Genomic DNA, 18787 nt, shown 5'->3' on the forward strand with positions numbered 1-18787 from the left:
CCCATTCGTAAAGATAGGAATCGATGATTCAGAAACTATCAAAGGCGGGTGGAGTTTATGGCAAAGAAAGTGACAAAGGCAATTATTCCAGCAGCGGGGCTTGGGACTCGATTTCTTCCAGTGACGAAGGCGATGCCCAAAGAAATGTTGCCGATCGTAGACAAACCGACAATCCAGTACATTGTCGAAGAGGCAATTGCTTCCGGGATAGAAGACATCATTATTGTAACGGGGAAAGGCAAGCGCGCCATTGAAGATCATTTCGATAAAAATTTCGAGCTGGAAGACAATTTGTTCAGAAAAGGAAAATTTGATCTTCTTGAAAAAGTTCAGCATACCTCGAATGTGGAGATTCACTACATCCGCCAGAAAGAACCGAAGGGCTTAGGGCATGCAGTCTGGAGTGCACGTAAATTTATCGGCAATGAACCGTTTGCGGTATTGCTAGGAGATGACATTGTTAAAGCGGATAAACCATGTCTCAAACAATTGATCGACCAATACGACAAAATGCAGTCTTCCATTATCGGTGTCCAGCAAGTCCCTGATCAGGAAACACACCGTTACGGCATCATTGATCCGAGTGCGGTCGATGGACGCTGCTATGAGGTCAGCAATTACGTAGAAAAACCAAAGCCAGGAACAGCTCCTTCCAACCTGGCGATAATGGGACGCTATATTCTGGTTCCTGAAATTTTCGATTTCCTGGGCACCCAGCAAGCTGGTGCAGGAGGAGAAATTCAATTGACGGACGCCATCCAAAAACTCAATGAACTGAAAAAAGTTTACGCATATGATTTTGAAGGAAAACGCTACGACGTAGGCGAGATGCTAGGGTTCCTGCGGACAACCATCGAATTCGCTTTGGATAGCCCAGAATTCGGAAAAGACGTGGAAAGCATCATTAAAGAATTGATGGCTGAGAAATCAGCTTCACCATTATTTTAAGTTGGGGGCGTCCGTATGAAGATTTCGGTAATAGGAACTGGGTATGTCGGATTGGTAACAGGTGTGAGCCTGTCTGAGATCGGCCATCATGTAACCTGTATTGATGTCAACCAGGACAAGGTCGCTAAGATGCAACAGGGGATTTCGCCTATCTATGAACCCGGTCTCAGTGAAATGATGACAAAAAACATCAATGAAAACCGTTTAAGTTTTACAACAGACCACCGTCAAGGCCTTAAGCATTCGGATGTGATCTACATCGCGGTGGGTACACCCGAAAACCATGACGGATCTGCTGATATGTCCTATGTGATCCAGGCTGCACGTGATATCGCTGAAAATATTCAACAAAATGTAATTGTGGTGACAAAAAGCACCGTTCCGGTAGGCACTAATGACATGATCAAGCAGACCATCCAATCGCATATGGCAGCGAACCTGCAGATGGAAGTGGTTTCGAATCCTGAATTCCTGAAAGAAGGGTCGGCGATCCATGACTCGTTCCATGGAGACCGTATTGTGATCGGAGCGGAAAGCGAGTATGCAAGCAATGTCATTGAACAGATCAATCAGCCTTTTGGCGTCCCTATCTTCAAGACGGATATCAAAAGTGCAGAAATGATCAAGTATGCCTCGAATGCATTTTTGGCGACCAAAATCAGTTTCATCAACGAAATCTCCAATATTTGCGAATTATTGGGGGCCAACATAGAGAATGTATCAACGGGCATGGGGCTGGATCAGCGAATCGGCAGCCAATTCCTGAAAGCAGGAATCGGCTACGGAGGATCTTGTTTTCCAAAAGACACAAAAGCCCTGATCCAAATTGCGGGGAATGTCGAGTATGAATTCGAGCTGTTGAAAGGTGTAGTCAATGTCAACAAAAAACAGCAGGGGATTCTGATCGGGAAATTAAATGACTGCCTGCCGATCCTTACAGGCAAAAGAATAGCGGTGCTGGGACTGGCATTCAAACCGAATACTGACGACATGCGGGAATCAGCATCCATTCGGGTTACTGAAGAATTGATCAAACAAGGTGCGCATGTAATTGCTTATGATCCGATTGCCATGGGAAATGCGAAGTCCATCCTGAACCCACTTGTTGAATATGCTGATTCAATTGAAGAAGCGATTGCCGATAGTGAAGCTGCACTGATATTGACCGATTGGGATGAAATCAAAAATATTGAGCTGGCTCTATTCAAGACCATGAAAAAGCCACTCGTTATTGATGGAAGAAATTGTTTCTCATTGGAAGCTGTGGAGAGCAATGGAATCGAATATCATTCAATCGGCAGACCTGTTGCTACAAAGGTGATTGAAGCAGCGCCCATCTGATTGATAAGGTGAATTTAAGATGAAAGTGGTGATTCAAATGTCAGTGTCCGCTCCTGAAAAAGAAGAAATGGATATGAATACTAGATACAGTGACATGGTGTTTGAGAGCGTCAAAACAAATACCAGCAATGGCTATTTATATACAAAACGCTTTTTGGATATCGCTGGTTCGCTGATGGGGCTGATTATCCTGATTCCCCTATTCCTGATCGTGAGCTTGATGATTAAAATAGAGGACCCTAAAGGCCCTGTATTCTTCAAGCAGAAACGAGTCGGAAAACATGGCAAGACCTTCAATATGTACAAATTCCGTTCGATGGTCTGCAATGCAGAAGATTTGAAAGCCTCGTTGCTCAAGCAAAATGAGGCGTCAGGACCGGTATTTAAAATCAAAAGCGATCCGCGAATCACTAAAATCGGGAAGTTCATCAGAAAGACCAGCATCGATGAATTGCCGCAATTGGTTAACGTATTGAATGGAGATATGACCATCGTCGGCCCAAGACCCGCTCTCCCCGATGAAGTAGCACAATACACCAACTACGAAAAACAGCGCATCAGCGTGACACCTGGATTGACTTGTTTTTGGCAAGTGAATGGAAGAAGCAATATCAGCTTCCAGGAGTGGGTTGAGATGGATCTGGATTATATCCGAAACCGCAATACGATGATGGACATCAAGTTGATTTTAAAGACCATTCTCGTATTGTTCGGTTCGAAAGATGCATATTGACGAAGCGAGCGATGATTGCATAAACCATGGGCTATCCGGCACATGGGCATTACATATTTTGATTGTCGCTACTCATTCACAATAAGCCGGCCCTGGGACATCAAACATTCAAATTGATGTCCCATAGCTGGGTAATCAGCGAAAAACCGATTCGCCATTTAAAAGGCCCGGTTTGGTATATAAACAGCGACAATAGATCCCTTGTCCCCGTGATTAAGATTTCTCTTCATTGAAAGGAGGGGTGGCGAAATGATGGAAACCATCAGCCTGCGTGAAATTTACGGAATTTTGAAGAATCGAATTCGATTGATCCTGACCATCATGATTGCATTTATGGTCTTAACCGCATTAGTGTCTTATTACATGATCACCCCTATTTACCAAACATCTACACAACTCCTGATCAGCCAGCAGCAAGCTGGAGCAGCCCTGGACAATCTGAGCATCGAGACTGATCTTCAATTGATGGGTACATACAGTGAAATCATTGAAAGTCCGGTCATACTCGAACAGGTCATCAGCCAATTGGGGCTGGATATGTCTTATGAAGAGTTAGCAGAAAAAGTGACAGTGGAAATTGCGGAAAGCTCCCAGCTCCTTAATATACAGGTGCATGATGCTGATTTGGCTGCAGCAGTAGAAATAGCGAATCGGACGGCTGAAATATTTGAAGTGGAAGTTACTGAATTAATGGGTGTAGACAATGTTTTTATTTTGTCGCAGGCCGTCGTGATGGATAATCAGACACCAGTGTCTCCGAATCCGCCATTGAATATTTTATTGGCAGCAGTTGTAGGGCTTCTCGTTGGAGCAGCTGTCGCCTTTATTCTCCAATATTTGGATACAACTCTCCGAGGTGAACAAGACATTCATGATGTACTGGGCATCCCGGTTTTGGGGGCCATCTCACCGATGAATGAAGAAGAAGACATCCCGGCAAACGAGCCGATAGCTTTTAAACGCAGGGAGGCTTAACTGAATGGTGAAAAAGAAGAGCAAGTCTGAAGTAGAAAATAGAAAGCTGATTGCATTCACCAATCCTCGGTCGCGCGTATCTGAACAATTTAGAACGCTGCGGACGAATATCCATTTCACTTCACCTGATGGAGACATCCGTTCGTTGGTCATTACTTCGGCTTCCCATTCAGAAGGCAAGTCGACCACAGCTTCAAATTTAGCGATTGTCTTTGCACAGGAAGGCAAACGCGTGTTGTTTATTGATGCCGACATGAGGAAGCCGACTATGCACCACACATTCAAAATCAATAATTCCAGAGGGTTGTCGAATGTGCTGGCACGTCAAATTGCATTAAAAGTGGCAATCCAGCCAGCTGAAATTGAGAACTTGGATCTTTTGCCGTGTGGTCCGATTCCGCCGAACCCGGCAGAGTTGCTGAGCTCCCAAAATATGGACCTGCTGTTCGAACAGGCATTGGACGTCTATGATTTGTTGATTTTTGATACGCCTCCTGTCTTATCCGTCACAGACAGCGTCATCCTCGCGAATAAATGCGAAGGCACCATTCTGGTGATCAATTCAGGAAAGACTGAGAGAGACCACGCCATCAAAGCAAAAGAAGCCATTACGGCTTCCACGAAAACCCGGTTGCTTGGAGCGGTCATCAATAACGTGAAGGTCCAGAAAGATACTGCTTATGCACAGTATTATGGAGCAGACGGATAAAGAAGATTTGAAAGCAAAAAAAGTTCAATCAGAAGGCTGATTGAACTTTTTTCATGCATTTATTCTGTGCGTTCCCGTAAGTCGATGGGGCGGATGGTTCCCCAACTGGAGACGTCAATGGTCACTTGCAAGTCACGGGCCGATTCGAGATCCGGACCAGTACCTTGTTCTACATAGAACTGTTCCAATTGTGGGGCGGTGACACTGCCGTCATAGACAGATCCGGTGATGGCTCCGAAGAAGGGCTCGTTTTCGATGCGGTCTATGACGGCGTATCCATCCTCCGCTCTTTTCAGTGTGAAATAGATGGAACTGTCGTTTGTGATTTCGCTCGATTTGAGATCTGGATATTGCAGCATGACGTATTCGCCGTAAAAGGGATCAAACGGGTCAAACGGTTCGGCCCGCAGAACATATTGTTCGCCAAACCAGGATGCGGCGTAATAACTCACGAGCAGCAAGACGACGATGAGTGTTTGGGCAATCGGGAATATCCAGGATTTCATCGCTCTACACCTTCTTTCCGGCGATTGATCCACCAGGCGATAGCTGATAACAAGAACAACAGCAGGGCTCCAATCAAGAAGAACAGCGACATATCGAGCCGTTCCCAAGCGTAAATAATGTAGATGACAAACTGTACAACGATAAAGTATACAAAGCCGAGTCCGAGTGGTTCATTTTGCCGCTGGGCGATAATCAGGTATCCAAGAGCGGACAATTCAGCAACTACTGCGAGACCGATCGCGGTTTCGTCGAACAGCAACAGGCCGATGAGACCGGGGACGGCGATCCATAAGAGTGAGCGAAATTTGAAAAAACTCAATACCAGCACACCGAAAGCGGCAGCTGCTAAAGCGATAGCTTCTGCCATATGGCTTTCATCCACCAGACTGATGAACGTCTGTCCGCGAACAGCCAAATAAATGACTAGCAACATGCCAGCTGTCAACAGATAAAATGGACGAATCTGTCGTTGTTTGTTCTCTGGGACGATCAATAGCAGGAGCACGAGTGCAAACAAAGTCCAAATTGGCCATAACAGGCTGTCGTATTCCACTAGCCCCCACAACATGAATCCCGAAGCGAACAGCAGAAGCCAACTGAAGGCTACTGGGGCAAAAGTTTTACTGAAGTAAAACCAGGTGACGGCCACGGCGATGAAGAGGACCCATTCGACCCAGCCGATATCGGGAAGAAACGACAGCAAAACGGTTGCGCCAAAGAAAAATCCAATGACGGAATAGATGAGATTCCGCCAATAAAAATAATGGGCAAGCGCAGCCAAGAACATGATCCATGGAAGCAAGGAGTTTGCCAGCGGAAAGTGGAATGTCTGAGCAGCTACGAGTAATGTAGCTCCGAACATCGCAAGGCCAATCACCCTGAAGAGAAGCGGAGAGCCAAACGCTTTCTTTTCAGAGAAATAAGCGATGGTATAGAAAAGCCACATCAATGCAAGCATCACCAGCACTTTTGCCAAATCCGGTATGGCCTGCCAGTTGGCAGCGATAAAACTGAAAATCGCCAGTGAAAAGAAAATCAAGCCGATCATCAAAAGAAGCGGCAGCTTTTTAGGGGCAGGCTGGCGTTTTTCAAATACTGAAATTCGTTCGGCAGTTTCGGAATCCAGTAATCCCGCTTCCTGCCATTGTTTCAGTTTTTGTTCGGTGTCCACGTTAATCCCCCCATTCTATTTGCTTCTATTATAGCCCTAAATAATCAGGCTAGATAGGTAAATGATACGGGATTGAAAAAACCGAACGACGGATGATTCTACCCGTGTTCGGCTCGTGTCATTATTGAAGCTTTACGACAACTACGTCGTCAATTACGCGGACTGCATTCGGAGATGGCCATGCCTCCATCTCCGCAAACCATTGGGAAGCAGCAATTTCCTGGCGTTCCTGTTCAGAAATGAATTTGTAATTGACACCAAAATGGCCTTTCATCATGGCGTTGTAATGGTAAGGGAGCGGAAGGATGCTGTCTCCTAAAGAACCCATAACTCTAGGTATGCTTTGGGGGATGATCTCTTTGCTCAGTGGGGATCCCAATTGAACTCTGCCAATCAACGCCAGTTTCGATTCCGGCGTCACTCCTTCGGTTTGTTCAACTCTGCTGATCAGCCGGTTTACAAATGCAGTGGACTTTTCATATCTTAATTCCATGTTGAGGTAGGAAATGTTCGAGATGACGGCAAAATTGAATACGACAACGAATGCACTCACTACAGCTAACCAAGAGAACCCTTTGGCGGCCATGGTCGGAATGGTGAGATGTTCATAAAAAAGCACAGGCAGCAGATAGAAACCGACAAGCGGCAGCACCATCAGCATATGGTACACCACGTCAGGAGAAACAAAATACAGGATATAAGAGCTTAACGGCATCAACAGCAGCAACCCCAATGAAATTATGGCCATGGGAACATTGGTGAATATGCGATTTTGAATGAGCAGCAGGACAAATCCGATAGCGATCAGCAAGAAGACGGCGGCGTTCAACCATTCAAACAGCTGGACCGGGAAGTCTGTCATGAATCCGCGGAAAAAGAAAAACGTGAAAGCCTCATGGACCTGTTCAAAACCGTCAAAAAAGGAGCCGCTGCTTTCGCCGACCGAATCCAACCCTTGGTAACTGGTGATCGTTCCAGCAAATAGACTCGAATAGAGTTTGAAGTTGGTGGCATATAAAGCCATGCCGATGGCTCCCAATCCGAAAAAACGAAGAATATAGCTTTTGAGTTGTTGGAAGGAGATTCTTCTTCCCAATATTTCACTGATCAAAAAGACAATCACAATCGTTAACAAAAACGGCAGGTTGGCTTGGTAAACGCCTACGGCTATGTAAAAAACGATGGAACCTGCAATGAATCCGTAGGTGTATTTGATGGTGATGAGCAAAGCCAGCACGGTCAGCAATGAAGCGAACATGTAGCCGTCTGCCGTAAACATATAGGAAAAGGTGGAAGCGATGGTCGGAAATGTAACGATCAGACCGCTGACTGCCACAATGGAAAAGGTTTTTTTCAATTGGAACAACTCAGCTAAAACCACGGCGGTCAATGCCAAATAAAAAACAGAAAGTGTCCCGTTGATCCAAGGCAAGTCGAAATAGGAGCTGATGCCACTGACAGGAGACAGGAAAAAACGTCCAGACTCTCCTTTTAGTTGAGGGCTGTGCATATTGACCAAGCTATCATGGTTGGGAAGAGTATTGGTGAACACAAACATATGGCATAAAAAGCCGATGATGGCCGCAGATAGAAAGGCGGTTTTCCATTGCGGTTTGATTGCGGATTTCCACTTCGACATGAATTCTTCAGGCATTTCAATCGGCTCCTAATCTCTTACAAATTTCTACGTGCATTTGGTTAATAAATTCCATTTCCAATCATAGCAAACTTTGTATGTGTAAAACAGAGTATTTCTTAATTCCGGAAGAGTGCGCCAGTGAAATCAAGAGATCTAGAAAAATTGAAAGGCAAATACCTTTTGAAATGGTAAATAGACTAATCTTGTAAATAACAAGTTGAAAACCTGAAACGACGGGGGTTTCTGCCTTTTTATTTTCCATATTTCCAAAACTAGACAGGGATACAATCAGCTAGTATCGAATAAACGAAAGACAGCTGATTGGTGGGATGTGAAAGGTGATTTTCGCATTGAAAGCAGGTTCGGCATGGTCCGAAAAGGGAAAAGAATAACAATAGAGATTGTTAAAGGGGGAAACGGCAATGATCATCGATCCGCTGAATATGACGGCCAAGCAAAACTATAAATTATTGATCGGCAGTGTGGTGCCTCGGCCGATTGCCTGGGTGTCGACACTGTCCCCAGAAGGCATTGCCAATTTAGCGCCTTTCAGCTTCTTTACAGTGGTATCGCGAAATCCGCCGATGCTGGCATTTTCTGTAGGGGAAGGGGTGGAGGAACGCGCGGGCACGGTCAAAGATACTTTGCAGAACATCCGGGACAACCAGGAGTTTGTCATCAATATTGTCACAGCATCGCTGGCTAACGAAATGGCCAAAAGCGGGGAACATGTACCGAGTGAAGTCGACGAATTTGCGTACGCGGGATTGACGGCGACGGAATCGCTTGCTGTATCGGTACCGCGCGTATTGGAAGCGCCCATCAATATGGAATGCAAACTGCATGACATCATCCAGTTGGGGGACGACCATCTCGTGATTGGCCGACTGGTCAAGTTCCATGTGAAAGACGAGCTGTATCAAAATGGCCGCATCAATTTGGAGAAACTTGCGCCGATTGGCCGGTTAGCCGGAAATTATGCGCCGGTGGAAACCATTTTTTCATTGCCGACTGAAAATCTGGAAGACATCTTGAAGACGCCTGTGGACAAATCAATGAAACCGTGAGTTTTTGTTTGTAGCATAGAATAAAGCACAGCAGTTTTTCTTTCTAGAAAAACAGAAAGGGGTGTTGGGATGGGCTTGGATATACGGAAAGTCAGTTTTCGTCGATTGCGGCGTGAACATTTGCCGCAGCTCTATGATTGGATTACTAAAGAACCACCAACAAATCGCTTCTGGGGTTATGTACAAGGCCATACATATGGCCAATTTCTGCAGGAATTCACAGCCAGCATCAAGGGCAAGGATTCGACCAAGCCCTATATCATCTATTACGAAGAGACGCCCATCGGCTATATTCAGACATATCACTGGAGTGATTATCCAGGCAATGAAAAATACGAGGAATTGCAAAAAGCTGCCGGTCTGGATATATTGATCGGCGCAAAAAGCTATCGGAACAAAGGGCTCGGTTCCAAAGTACTTCAAAAATTCCTGAAAGAAATCATTTTTACAGATCCAAAAATCCAGTTCTGCGTCACTGATCCGGACATCCGGAATACAGTTGCCATCCGTGCTTACGAAAAAACAGGATTTGAAAAGACGCGGCAAGTTGATGAAGTACTGGATGAACCAAGGCCCGTGATGCTGATGCGTGTGAGCCGCAAAAAGTCATTTGACTAAAACCGTTTGCCCGGAGAATTGCCGGGCAAACGGTTTTAGTTTGTGTAAATAGCTGTTGTGCATCCGCAACTAGGATTGCAGGCTTTTCTCGCTTTCCATGATGGCTAAATCGATGGCATCAAGCGGTTTGTCGATCATCTTGCCATGTCCTACAGCCAATAGCTGTGGATTTAATTGCCGGATTTTCTTGGCACTTTCCAATGCGGTTTGTTTGTTCCATGTGGCAAAGGCCGGAAACGGAAACAACGGTTTAAATGTACCGGAAACAGCTATGCCGCCGCGTGTTTGGAAAGCGTCTCCAGCGATCAGGAAATGAGAGCGTGTGTGCAGCAACGAAATGGAACCGGGCGTGTGGCCAGGTGTATTGACCACTTGCAGGGAGCCGGCGGAATCTCCTTCTTCAAGCAAGCGGTCGGGCTGTGTTTTGACGTTTCTGGGAACGCCGCCTTTGATCGGCGAATCAGGTTCGCCAGGCAGCAAGCTCATGTCGCCTGCAAGCAGACGCGCATCACGTGGCGACATGAAGACGACGGCATCGGGCCATTCACGTTTAATGGCATCAAGTGCGCCGATATGGTCGCTGTGGGCATGGGTGATGATGATGCGGGTCAACGGCTTTTCCATGACTTTGATGGACAATAAAATCTGTTTTGTGTTGAATCCCAGCGCAGCATCAATAAGCGTCAATTCCGTTTCTTCGTCGATGATATAGCAATTAATCGGGAAAAATCGGGGCATGAATGTCAATTGATAGACAGGTCCTTTTTTCGTCATCTGCACAGCCAACCAGCTCCTTAACAATTGATGTATAGTAGTTCCAGTTTACCCATTTTTGTGAGTTTGAAATCGGTATTCATCCGATATTTAGGCACCTGGAATGAGTTTTATTCGTCGTGGACAGTATTTTTTGAGTTTGGACAGTGTTGTAATGGAAGTGGACAGTATTTCATCAATCTGGACTGTATTTGAATGAAGCCGGACTGTATATCCAATTAACTGGAATTCCGCGCGGATTTCCATAGAAATGATGGCAATGAAAGACTTTTTCGGGCGTGCTCCTTATAATAGGAGAAAGGGGGCATGATCATGAAATATTTCGCTGTGCTATTGCCGATGAGAAATGCAGACAAGAGCCGTGATTTTCGGCCGCAGCATCTGGCGTTTCTCGAGAAAATGCGCAATAGCGGACATGTGGCAGCCAATGGCAAGTTTGCAGACGGTTCGGGCGGATTGGTCATCTACAAAGCTCCATCGTTTGAAGCCTGTGAAGCGCTGGTCATTACAGATCCGTATATCGTGGAAGGCGCCAGGCAATATGAAATTTTTGAATGGGAAGCCGTTTGGGCGGAGGAAGCTCCGTAAGGATTCTGTAATTTGATTGAGGGGGAAACTCGGTGCATGAGTTGAAGGGCGTTTTGCCGGTTTTGCGTAATATGAAAGAATTTGAACGTTTGTTGAAGAGCGATCATGAATACATCATCTTTTTGGAAATCCGCTTGGCGCAGCTTAAGCAATTGGTGCAAGTCGCGAAAAAAGCCAAAAAGAAAGTCATCCTTCATGTCGATTTGATTCAGGGACTGAAGACAGATTCTTATGGCTTTGAATACCTTGTGAGGGAAGTCAAACCGGATGGCATCGTTTCAACACGCAGCAATGTCATCGCATTGGCCAAGAAAAATAACTTGATGACAATTCAGCGGCTATTCTTGCTGGACAGCCAGGCGCTTGAACACAATATCAACTTGATCAATCAAGTGAAGCCGGACTATATCGAAATCTTGCCTGGAATCATTCCATCCGTTATCAAGGAAGTTTTCGATAAAACCGGCATTCCGGTAATTGCCGGCGGGTTGATCCGCACAAAAGAAGATATTTTATTGGCTTATGATGGTGGAGCCAAAGCAATTTCAACTTCTCAGCCCGAACTTTGGGAGTTATAAAACGTTGACAGCGTTTTCATGAACTGGTAACTTAGTATTTACAAGTTAAGAACTGTGTAGGAGAAATGGAGACCCACACTGGAACGAGCGCTTCTTATGGAGAAGTCGCTTGGTTCAGCGTGGGTCTTTTTATGTTTTCCTGATAATGGTTCAAAAAATACAAAGGGGTTCATCACAATGACGGAATTTGTAGCAGAATTGATCGGCACGATGATTTTAATTATTTTCGGTGCAGGTGTAGTAGCAGGCGTGGCATTAAAAGATTCCAAAGCTGAAAATGGCGGCTGGATCGTCGTTACGATTGCATGGGGATTGGCTGTAACGATGGGTGTTTATGCAGTCGGCAGTTTTTCAGGGGCACACTTAAATCCGGCCGTGACGCTTGGATTTGCAGCTGTAGGCGATTTTCCTTGGTCGCAAGTTCCCGTTTACATAGCCGCACAGATTTTGGGGGCGATCATCGGGGCAACGATTGTCTTTTTAAACTACTTGCCGCATTGGGAACGCACCAAAGATGCAGAAACGAAGCTTGGAGTATTTGCGACAATTCCAGCGGTCCGCCGGCCATTTTCGAATATGGTCAGCGAAATCATCGGCACAGCCGTATTGGTTATGGGCTTGCTGTTTATCGGTGCCAATGAATTCACGGAAGGCTTAAATCCGTTGATTGTCGGTGCATTGATTCTAGCAATCGGGCTGTCGCTTGGCGGCACGACGGGTTACGCCATCAATCCGGCGCGTGATCTCGGACCGCGTATCGCACACGCGTTATTGCCGATTCCCGGGAAAGGGAAATCGGACTGGTCATACGCCTGGGTACCGGTTATCGGACCCATCTTCGGCGGCGTTTACGGAGCGTTGTTCTATAAAGCATTGTTCACTGGTGCATACGGCTTGCCGTTTTGGATCATGAGCGCAATCTTGTTCCTGGTTTTATTCGGTGCAGCAAGTGTAGAATTGAAAAAAGAGCGGACCACCGCTGATAAATTAGAAGAGAAAATTGTTTCATAATCATTGGAGGAGATCGTTTTGAGTAAAGATTATATTTTATCCATAGACCAGGGCACAACCAGTTCGCGTGCCGTATTGCTGAACCACAAAGGTGAAATTTTTAAAACGGCCCAACAGGAATTTCAACAGTTTTTCCCGAAACCGGGTTGGGTAGAGCATGATGCCAATGAAATCTGGACGTCTGTTTTAGCTTGTATTGCAGAAGTATTGCGCAAATCGGACATCGACCCGAGCCAAATTGCCGGCATCGGAATTACGAATCAGCGCGAAACGACAGTCGTCTGGGACCGCAACACAGGCAAACCGATCTACAAAGCAATCGTCTGGCAGTCACGCCAAACAGACGGCATCTGCAACGACTTGAAAGAGCAGGGCTTAAACGAATTGTTCCGCAAAAAGACAGGCTTGCTGATTGATGCCTATTTCTCCGGGACGAAAGTGAAATGGATTCTGGACAATGTGGAAGGCGCACGCGAAAAAGCGGACAACGGCGATTTGATGTTCGGAACGATCGATTCGTGGCTTGTCTATAAACTGTCAGGCGGAAAAGCGCACGTCACGGATTACAGCAATGCATCCCGTACATTGATGTACAATATCTACGACTTGGAATGGGACCAGGAGCTTTTGGATATCCTGACAGTGCCGAAGAGCATGCTGCCTGAAGTCCGCCAGTCTTCTGAGGTCTATGCCAACACTGTTGATTATCATTTCTTCGGCCACCAAGTGCCGATCGCCGGCATCGCCGGTGACCAGCAGGCTGCACTTTTCGGCCAGGCATGCTTTGAAAAAGGCATGGCGAAAAACACATACGGCACAGGATGCTTTATGCTGATGAACACCGGTGAAGAAGGCGTCGTATCGGAGCACGGTTTATTGACGACATTGGCATGGGGCGTTGACGGCAAAGTGGAATACGCATTGGAAGGCAGTATTTTTGTTGCCGGTTCAGCGATCCAATGGCTGCGCGACGGATTGCAGGTCATCGAAAATGCGCCGGAAAGCGAAGACTACGCCATGCAAGTCGACTCAACTGAAGGCGTCTATATGGTTCCAGCCTTTGTGGGCCTTGGAACACCCTACTGGGATACCGATGCACGCGGTGCTGTTTTTGGCTTGACACGCGGCACGACGAAAGCACATTTCATCCGTGCGACGCTTGAGGCGCTCGCATACCAGACAAAAGACGTCGTAGATGTTATGATAGAAGATGCAGGGATCGAATTGAAGACCTTGCGCGTTGATGGCGGAGCGGTCGGCAATGATTTGCTGATGCAATTCCAAAGTGACATCCTGGATGTTCCAGTAGAACGTCCGGTGATCCAGGAAACGACAGCACTGGGTGCAGCTTACCTGGCAGGACTCGCAGTCGGTTTCTGGAAAGACAAAGAGGAGATCGCCCAGCAATGGCAGATCGATAAGACCTTTACACGCGACATGCCGACTGAACAAAGCGGAACGCTTTACGAAGGCTGGAAAAACGCGGTAACTGCAACACGTACTTTTAAACCAGTGAACTAACCTACAAGTTAATAAATGAGAGATATACGGCCGGAGACTATGAGAGACCAAGCCAGTTTTGCAGAAGAAATTCTGCAGCTGTGCCTTGATCTCTCTTTTTATATGGGAAAATGGTGATTCAAGCCGAGTGAGAACTGATTTTCCACACTGCTTCGAGTCACGCGAATCAGCTTAGCACTTTACAAAATAGGGTAGTGATGCAGTATCAGAAAGAATGAGATTCCACTATCAAGCATCAACATATTTTCTTTAACCTACACACAAAAAAGGAGCAGATCAACTTATGAAATTTTCAAGCTTGAATAGAAGCGAACGTTATGAACAAATGAAACAAGCGCAATTGGACGTCCTTGTTATTGGCGGCGGAATCACGGGTGCGGGCATCGCGCTTGATGCAGCTGTACGCGGCATGGACGTAGCGGTTGTGGAGATGCAGGATTTTGCAGCAGGAACAAGCAGCCGTTCCACTAAATTGGTTCACGGAGGCTTGCGTTACTTGAAGCAATTCGAAGTGAAGATGGTTGCTGAAGTCGGCAAAGAACGTGAAATCGTTTATGAAAATGGGCCACACGTGACAACTCCAGAATGGATGCTGTTGCCGTTCTATAAAGGCGGGACATTTGGGCCTTTGAGCACCAACGTCGGACTGCGCGTCTATGACTTTTTGGCAGGCGTGAAAAAAGGCGAACGCCGCAAAATGTTGAGCAAGGAAGAAACCTTGCGCCGCGAGCCTTTATTGAAGAAAAAAGATATTAAAGGCGGCGGCTATTACGTGGAATACAAAACCGACGATGCACGCCTGACAATGGAAGTCATGAAGAAAGCTGTTGAAAAAGGCGCGTTGGCGATGAACTATGCGAAAGTGAAAAGCTTCATCTACGATAATGGCAAAACAGTCGGCATCCAAGTGGAAGACCAAATTGATGGCACCATCCACGAATTGTACGCGAAGAAAATTGTCAATGCAGCAGGGCCATGGGTTGATACGCTGCGCGACAAAGACCATTCGAAATTCGGTAAAACACTTCAACTGACGAAAGGGATTCATTTGGTCTTTGACGGCCGTCGCTTCCCATTGAAACAGGCGATTTATTTTGACATGCCGGATGGCCGTATGGCGTTTGCGATTCCTCGCCAAGGCAAAGTCTATGTAGGGACAACAGATACGGTCTACAAACAGGATATTGCGCATCCAACGATGACGTTGGAAGACCGCAATTATGTTTTGAAAGCAATCGACTTCATGTTCCCGGAAGTGAATATTACAGAAGCGGATATTGAATCCAGCTGGGCTGGATTGCGACCGTTGATCCACGAAGAAGGCAAAGATCCTTCCGAGATTTCACGGAAGGATGAAATTTTCGTATCGGATTCAGGGTTGATTTCGATTGCAGGCGGCAAATTGACCGGCTACCGCAAAATGGGGGAAAGCATCGTCGACCTGGTTGCCGAACAATTGAAAAAAGAAGAAGGATCGAAGTATCCGAAGAGCTCGACTAAACACCTGCCGATTTCCGGCGGTGAAGTAGGCGGCTCAAAAGGATTTGAAACCTTTATGGCGGATCGTGTCCATCAAGCTGCAGACATGGGATTGACTCCTGACGCGATGCGGATGCTCGTAAACCGCTATGGTGCAAATGTCGATAAAGTACTGCGTTTCTATACGACTGGATTAGACGAGGCGGCACATGCTGGACTTGATCCGCTGGTCTACGCAATGCTGCGCTATTCCATGGAATACGAAGCCGCCTATAAGCCAATCGATTTCTTTATTCGCCGTACAGGTGCCTTGTACTTTAACATCCACTGGGTGCATGCGCATAAAGAAGCCGTTATCGCTTATATGGGCAAGACACTTGCCTGGACCGACGAACAAACGGCGGATTACCGCGCTGAATTGGAAGGCTTGCTTTACGAAGCCGTCCATCCGGTTGAAGTATCTTCTCAAAGCTTAAGCTAATGTTTATAAAATCCCATCTGCCCTCATTAAATTGAGAGCAGATGGGATTTTTTTCATATAAGCTTGGAAAATAAATCTTTAGGGTTTATAATTAATAAAAATATCTTATTATACATAATATTCAGACTATAAAACAATGGGATGGGGAATAGTCATGAAAAAAATTATCTGCCTTTTTACAATTTTGCTGTTGATGTTCACCGCGTCCATAGGTAATAGCACTAAAGCTTTTGCAGAAGCAGATCCGCAGCGGGTGATTGTAAAGTTTAAAGAAGGTGCGCAAACAGGAATCGCAGCGGCGAATGTGGCAGTTAGTGATGAAAATGGAGAAGTGGAGACCGCAGCATTTGAAGTGCCGGAAGGTGAATCCATGGAGAACTACATGGAAGAACTGGAAGAACGGGACGACATTGAATTTGTCGAGCCGGATTACCAGATTGAACTTGCCTATAAACGGAAGGACCCGGAACTGGCTACCCGGCAATACCATCATACACAAATTCAGACAGCTGCTGCATGGAAGCAAACCAAAGGCTCAAAAAAAGTGGTCGTAGCGGTGATCGATGACGGTATGGATGTGGCGCATCCGGAACTGAAAAAACAATTTGTCGCTCCTTACGATGCACTCAATAAGAAAAAAGGAACCGTCACTGCTGGGAAGCATGGCACACACGTAGCGGGCTTGATTGCCGCTTCAGCAGGCAATGGAATGTGGGGAGCGGGAGTAGCGCCTTCGACGAAGATCATGCCGATTGATGTTATTGACCAAAATGGCTATGGCTATACTTCCACCTTGATTCATGGCATCGAACATGCCATCAAAGCGAATGTCGACATCATCAATATGAGCTTGGGCTCGTATTATTACAGTGAAGCTTTGGATCAAGTAATCCAAAAAGCACATAAACGGGGCATCGTCATTGTGGCCGCCGCAGGAAATGAAGGAACGCGTAACGCCCATTATCCTTCTTCTTTAAATAATGTTATCTCAGTCGGTGCAGTGACCCGTACAGACGTCAGCGCTTTGTTTTCCAATAAAGGGCCGACCATCGATCTAACGGCGCCAGGAGTGGATGTCTATTCCACATTGCCTTCCAATCAATTCGGTCCATTAAGCGGAACTTCCATGGCAACGCCGATTGTTTCGGGTGTGGCAGCATTGATCAAAGCCAATCAACCATCCCTCAGCAATAAGGAAATCGAAAAGCGGTTGTTTTCTTCTTCGGATGATTTAGGGAAGGCAGGCAGAGATGATGTTTACGGGCATGGACGCGTCAATGCCAATAAAGCGTTAAAGAAATAAAATGCAGCTGCATGAGTCTTTCTTGAGGAAAGCCCCATGCAGCTTTTTTCTGTCAAACTTTAAAATGATGCTTTGGAAATGGGAAAGTCTGTTCCAAAAAGTGTATAATGATAGAATATTCAGAAATAAATTCGGCGGTGAAAATATGAAATTCGGAACACAAAAAAACTACTGGCAATTCATTGCGTTAAGCGGCGCAATTGCTGCGCTCGTTTATATTTCCCACGTGGTCATGGGCGGCGTATTATGGGTTGGCTATAGCCATGTAAAACAGACAATCAGCGAACTGACAGGAAACGGTGCACCCGATGCAGAAATGTTAAGGATCTTTACACTGGGCTATGGCATTCTGGCAGTTCTTTTCTCAATTGCGCTTTATGTGCTTTTCCGTAAATACAAAGTGGACGCAATCGCCCGATTTGGCGCCCTTCTGCTGCTGACTATGCATACGGCTTCGCTGGTGGGTTATGGTTTATTTCCGTTGGAGCAAGGAGGGGAAGTACTGACCTTCGGGAATTTTATGCATTTGGCCATTACAGCCATCGTTGTGATTGCGACGGTGGGTGCATTGTTTGCCATCGGCTACGGCCTCTGGCTCACTAAGAATTTCAAGGGGATCGGGGTATTTACACTGGTCTGTGCCGTCGTAATTGTTTTAGCGGGAATTGCGACTCCGATTGTGTTGAACTATGATCTGCCCTATGCCGGGCTGGTTGAACGTGTGACCGTGTTCACTCTTCAGTTATGGACTTTCGTGCTGTCGCTTTACCTCTACCGGCTGCCGAAAATCATCGATATGGAAGTGAAGAGGATGGGGCTTGTGGAAGTTTACAAAGAACCATGAAAATGCCGGATCAGGAAATATCCTGTCCGGCATTTTGAGGCTTATTGAACTTTTTCCGCTGCTGGAGCTGAACGGTCTTTAAAGATGAATTTCTTGCTGAAGATGTAATTCGCGACCAACACAATCACATTGGCCAGGATTTTTGATATGGTGCCATTGATGCTCAACAACCCGACTAAAACCATCATGGTGCCCAGATCCATAAAAAACGACAAGACACGGAACCCGAAAAACGAACCCATTTCAGCAAAGCGGTCGCGCCAAGTGTTAGTGACGCTTTTGAAGACAAAACGCTTGTTGACGACGTAAGCGAAAACGACGGCGAATACCCAGGCAATCGTGGTTGAAATGCGGTAATCGAGGTGGAACAGCTCTTCACAAATCCAATAGACGACGATATTGACGACAGTGGTCCAGCCACCCATGATGAGGTACATAAGGATGCTGCGCCAATCTTTGGTTAAAATTTTTTTCATTGAAATCTCCGTTCTTTCTACTGA

Annotated in this window: 19 protein-coding genes; 14 read left to right on the plus strand and 5 right to left on the minus strand. The window is 46.1% G+C overall.

The window, feature by feature from the left end; translation table 11 throughout:
* Positions 1–57: 57 nt before the first annotated feature.
* The 5 genes from galU to QMA04_RS04665 all read left to right on the plus strand — a co-directional run bounded on the left by galU (position 58) and on the right by QMA04_RS04665 (position 4706).
* Complete coding sequence (gene galU / locus QMA04_RS04645) at positions 58–948, plus strand: UTP--glucose-1-phosphate uridylyltransferase GalU (RefSeq protein WP_191713721.1); 891 nt, start codon at positions 58–60, stop codon at positions 946–948.
* A gap of 15 nt (positions 949–963) precedes the next feature.
* A complete protein-coding gene (locus QMA04_RS04650) occupies positions 964–2289 on the plus strand; it encodes a UDP-glucose dehydrogenase family protein (protein WP_191713722.1) in 1326 nt (441 codons plus the stop codon).
* Between the two features lie 19 nt (positions 2290–2308).
* Entirely contained in the window at positions 2309–3022 is a 714-nt protein-coding gene (locus tag QMA04_RS04655) for a sugar transferase (RefSeq protein WP_301611061.1), read from the plus strand.
* 249 nt (positions 3023–3271) lie between these two features.
* A complete protein-coding gene (locus QMA04_RS04660) occupies positions 3272–3997 on the plus strand; it encodes a YveK family protein (protein WP_203339196.1) in 726 nt (241 codons plus the stop codon).
* 4 nt (positions 3998–4001) lie between these two features.
* Positions 4002–4706, plus strand: a complete 705-nt coding sequence (locus QMA04_RS04665) for a CpsD/CapB family tyrosine-protein kinase (RefSeq protein WP_290184222.1) — start codon at positions 4002–4004, stop codon at positions 4704–4706.
* 59 nt (positions 4707–4765) lie between these two features.
* On the opposite strand, the gene QMA04_RS04670 is transcribed toward QMA04_RS04665, so the two are convergent.
* From QMA04_RS04670 to QMA04_RS04680, 3 genes are all read right to left on the minus strand, one after another.
* Positions 4766–5212: a GDYXXLXY domain-containing protein gene (locus tag QMA04_RS04670; RefSeq protein ID WP_203339198.1), complete on the minus strand. Its 447-nt coding sequence runs from the start codon at positions 5210–5212 to the stop codon at positions 4766–4768.
* Positions 5209–6384, minus strand: a complete 1176-nt coding sequence (locus QMA04_RS04675) for a DUF2157 domain-containing protein (RefSeq protein WP_290184225.1) — start codon at positions 6382–6384, stop codon at positions 5209–5211. The genes QMA04_RS04670 and QMA04_RS04675 overlap by 4 nt, the downstream gene beginning before the upstream one ends.
* 121 nt (positions 6385–6505) lie before the next feature.
* Positions 6506–8038, minus strand: coding sequence for a glucosyltransferase domain-containing protein (locus tag QMA04_RS04680; RefSeq protein ID WP_290184227.1), 1533 nt, complete (start codon positions 8036–8038; stop codon positions 6506–6508).
* 407 nt (positions 8039–8445) lie between these two features.
* On the opposite strand from QMA04_RS04680, the gene QMA04_RS04685 reads away from it, so the two are divergent.
* Together QMA04_RS04685 and QMA04_RS04690 are read left to right on the plus strand one after the other, a co-directional pair.
* A complete protein-coding gene (locus tag QMA04_RS04685; RefSeq protein WP_191713729.1) occupies positions 8446–9090 on the plus strand; it encodes a flavin reductase family protein in 645 nt (214 codons plus the stop codon).
* A gap of 69 nt (positions 9091–9159) precedes the next feature.
* Positions 9160–9708 (plus strand): GNAT family N-acetyltransferase, encoded by a 549-nt coding sequence (locus QMA04_RS04690; protein WP_191713730.1) that lies wholly within the window; start codon positions 9160–9162, stop codon positions 9706–9708.
* Between the two features lie 69 nt (positions 9709–9777).
* On the opposite strand, the gene QMA04_RS04695 is transcribed toward QMA04_RS04690, so the two are convergent.
* A complete protein-coding gene (locus tag QMA04_RS04695; protein WP_290184230.1) occupies positions 9778–10488 on the minus strand; it encodes an MBL fold metallo-hydrolase in 711 nt (236 codons plus the stop codon).
* 306 nt (positions 10489–10794) lie between these two features.
* On the opposite strand from QMA04_RS04695, the gene QMA04_RS04700 reads away from it, so the two are divergent.
* From QMA04_RS04700 to QMA04_RS04730, 7 genes are all read left to right on the plus strand, one after another.
* Complete coding sequence (locus QMA04_RS04700) at positions 10795–11070, plus strand: YciI family protein (RefSeq protein ID WP_290184232.1); 276 nt, start codon at positions 10795–10797, stop codon at positions 11068–11070.
* Between the two features lie 32 nt (positions 11071–11102).
* Positions 11103–11648 (plus strand): glycerol-3-phosphate responsive antiterminator, encoded by a 546-nt coding sequence (locus QMA04_RS04705; RefSeq protein ID WP_191713732.1) that lies wholly within the window; start codon positions 11103–11105, stop codon positions 11646–11648.
* 177 nt (positions 11649–11825) lie between these two features.
* A complete protein-coding gene (locus tag QMA04_RS04710; protein ID WP_290184235.1) occupies positions 11826–12659 on the plus strand; it encodes an MIP/aquaporin family protein in 834 nt (277 codons plus the stop codon).
* An 18-nt stretch (positions 12660–12677) separates the two neighbouring features.
* Positions 12678–14180: a glycerol kinase GlpK gene (glpK, locus tag QMA04_RS04715; RefSeq protein WP_290184237.1), complete on the plus strand. Its 1503-nt coding sequence runs from the start codon at positions 12678–12680 to the stop codon at positions 14178–14180.
* A gap of 283 nt (positions 14181–14463) precedes the next feature.
* On the plus strand, positions 14464–16140 hold the full coding sequence (locus tag QMA04_RS04720) for a glycerol-3-phosphate dehydrogenase/oxidase (RefSeq protein WP_290184239.1): 1677 nt from the start codon (positions 14464–14466) through the stop codon (positions 16138–16140).
* A gap of 154 nt (positions 16141–16294) precedes the next feature.
* Entirely contained in the window at positions 16295–17443 is a 1149-nt protein-coding gene (locus tag QMA04_RS04725; RefSeq protein WP_290184241.1) for a S8 family peptidase, read from the plus strand.
* Positions 17444–17588: 145 nt separating this feature from the next.
* Positions 17589–18287 carry a DUF998 domain-containing protein gene (locus QMA04_RS04730; RefSeq protein ID WP_191713737.1) on the plus strand — a complete coding sequence of 233 codons (699 nt, stop codon included), beginning with the start codon at positions 17589–17591 and terminating at the stop codon, positions 18285–18287.
* Between the two features lie 41 nt (positions 18288–18328).
* Here the strand turns inward: QMA04_RS04730 and QMA04_RS04735 are convergent, their stop codons facing one another.
* Entirely contained in the window at positions 18329–18763 is a 435-nt protein-coding gene (locus tag QMA04_RS04735; protein WP_191713738.1) for a GtrA family protein, read from the minus strand.
* Positions 18764–18787 lie beyond the last annotated feature (24 nt).

It is taken from the genome of Planococcus sp. APC 3900, assembly GCF_030407735.1.
GTDB classification, from domain to species: domain Bacteria; phylum Bacillota; class Bacilli; order Bacillales_A; family Planococcaceae; genus Planococcus; species Planococcus notacanthi.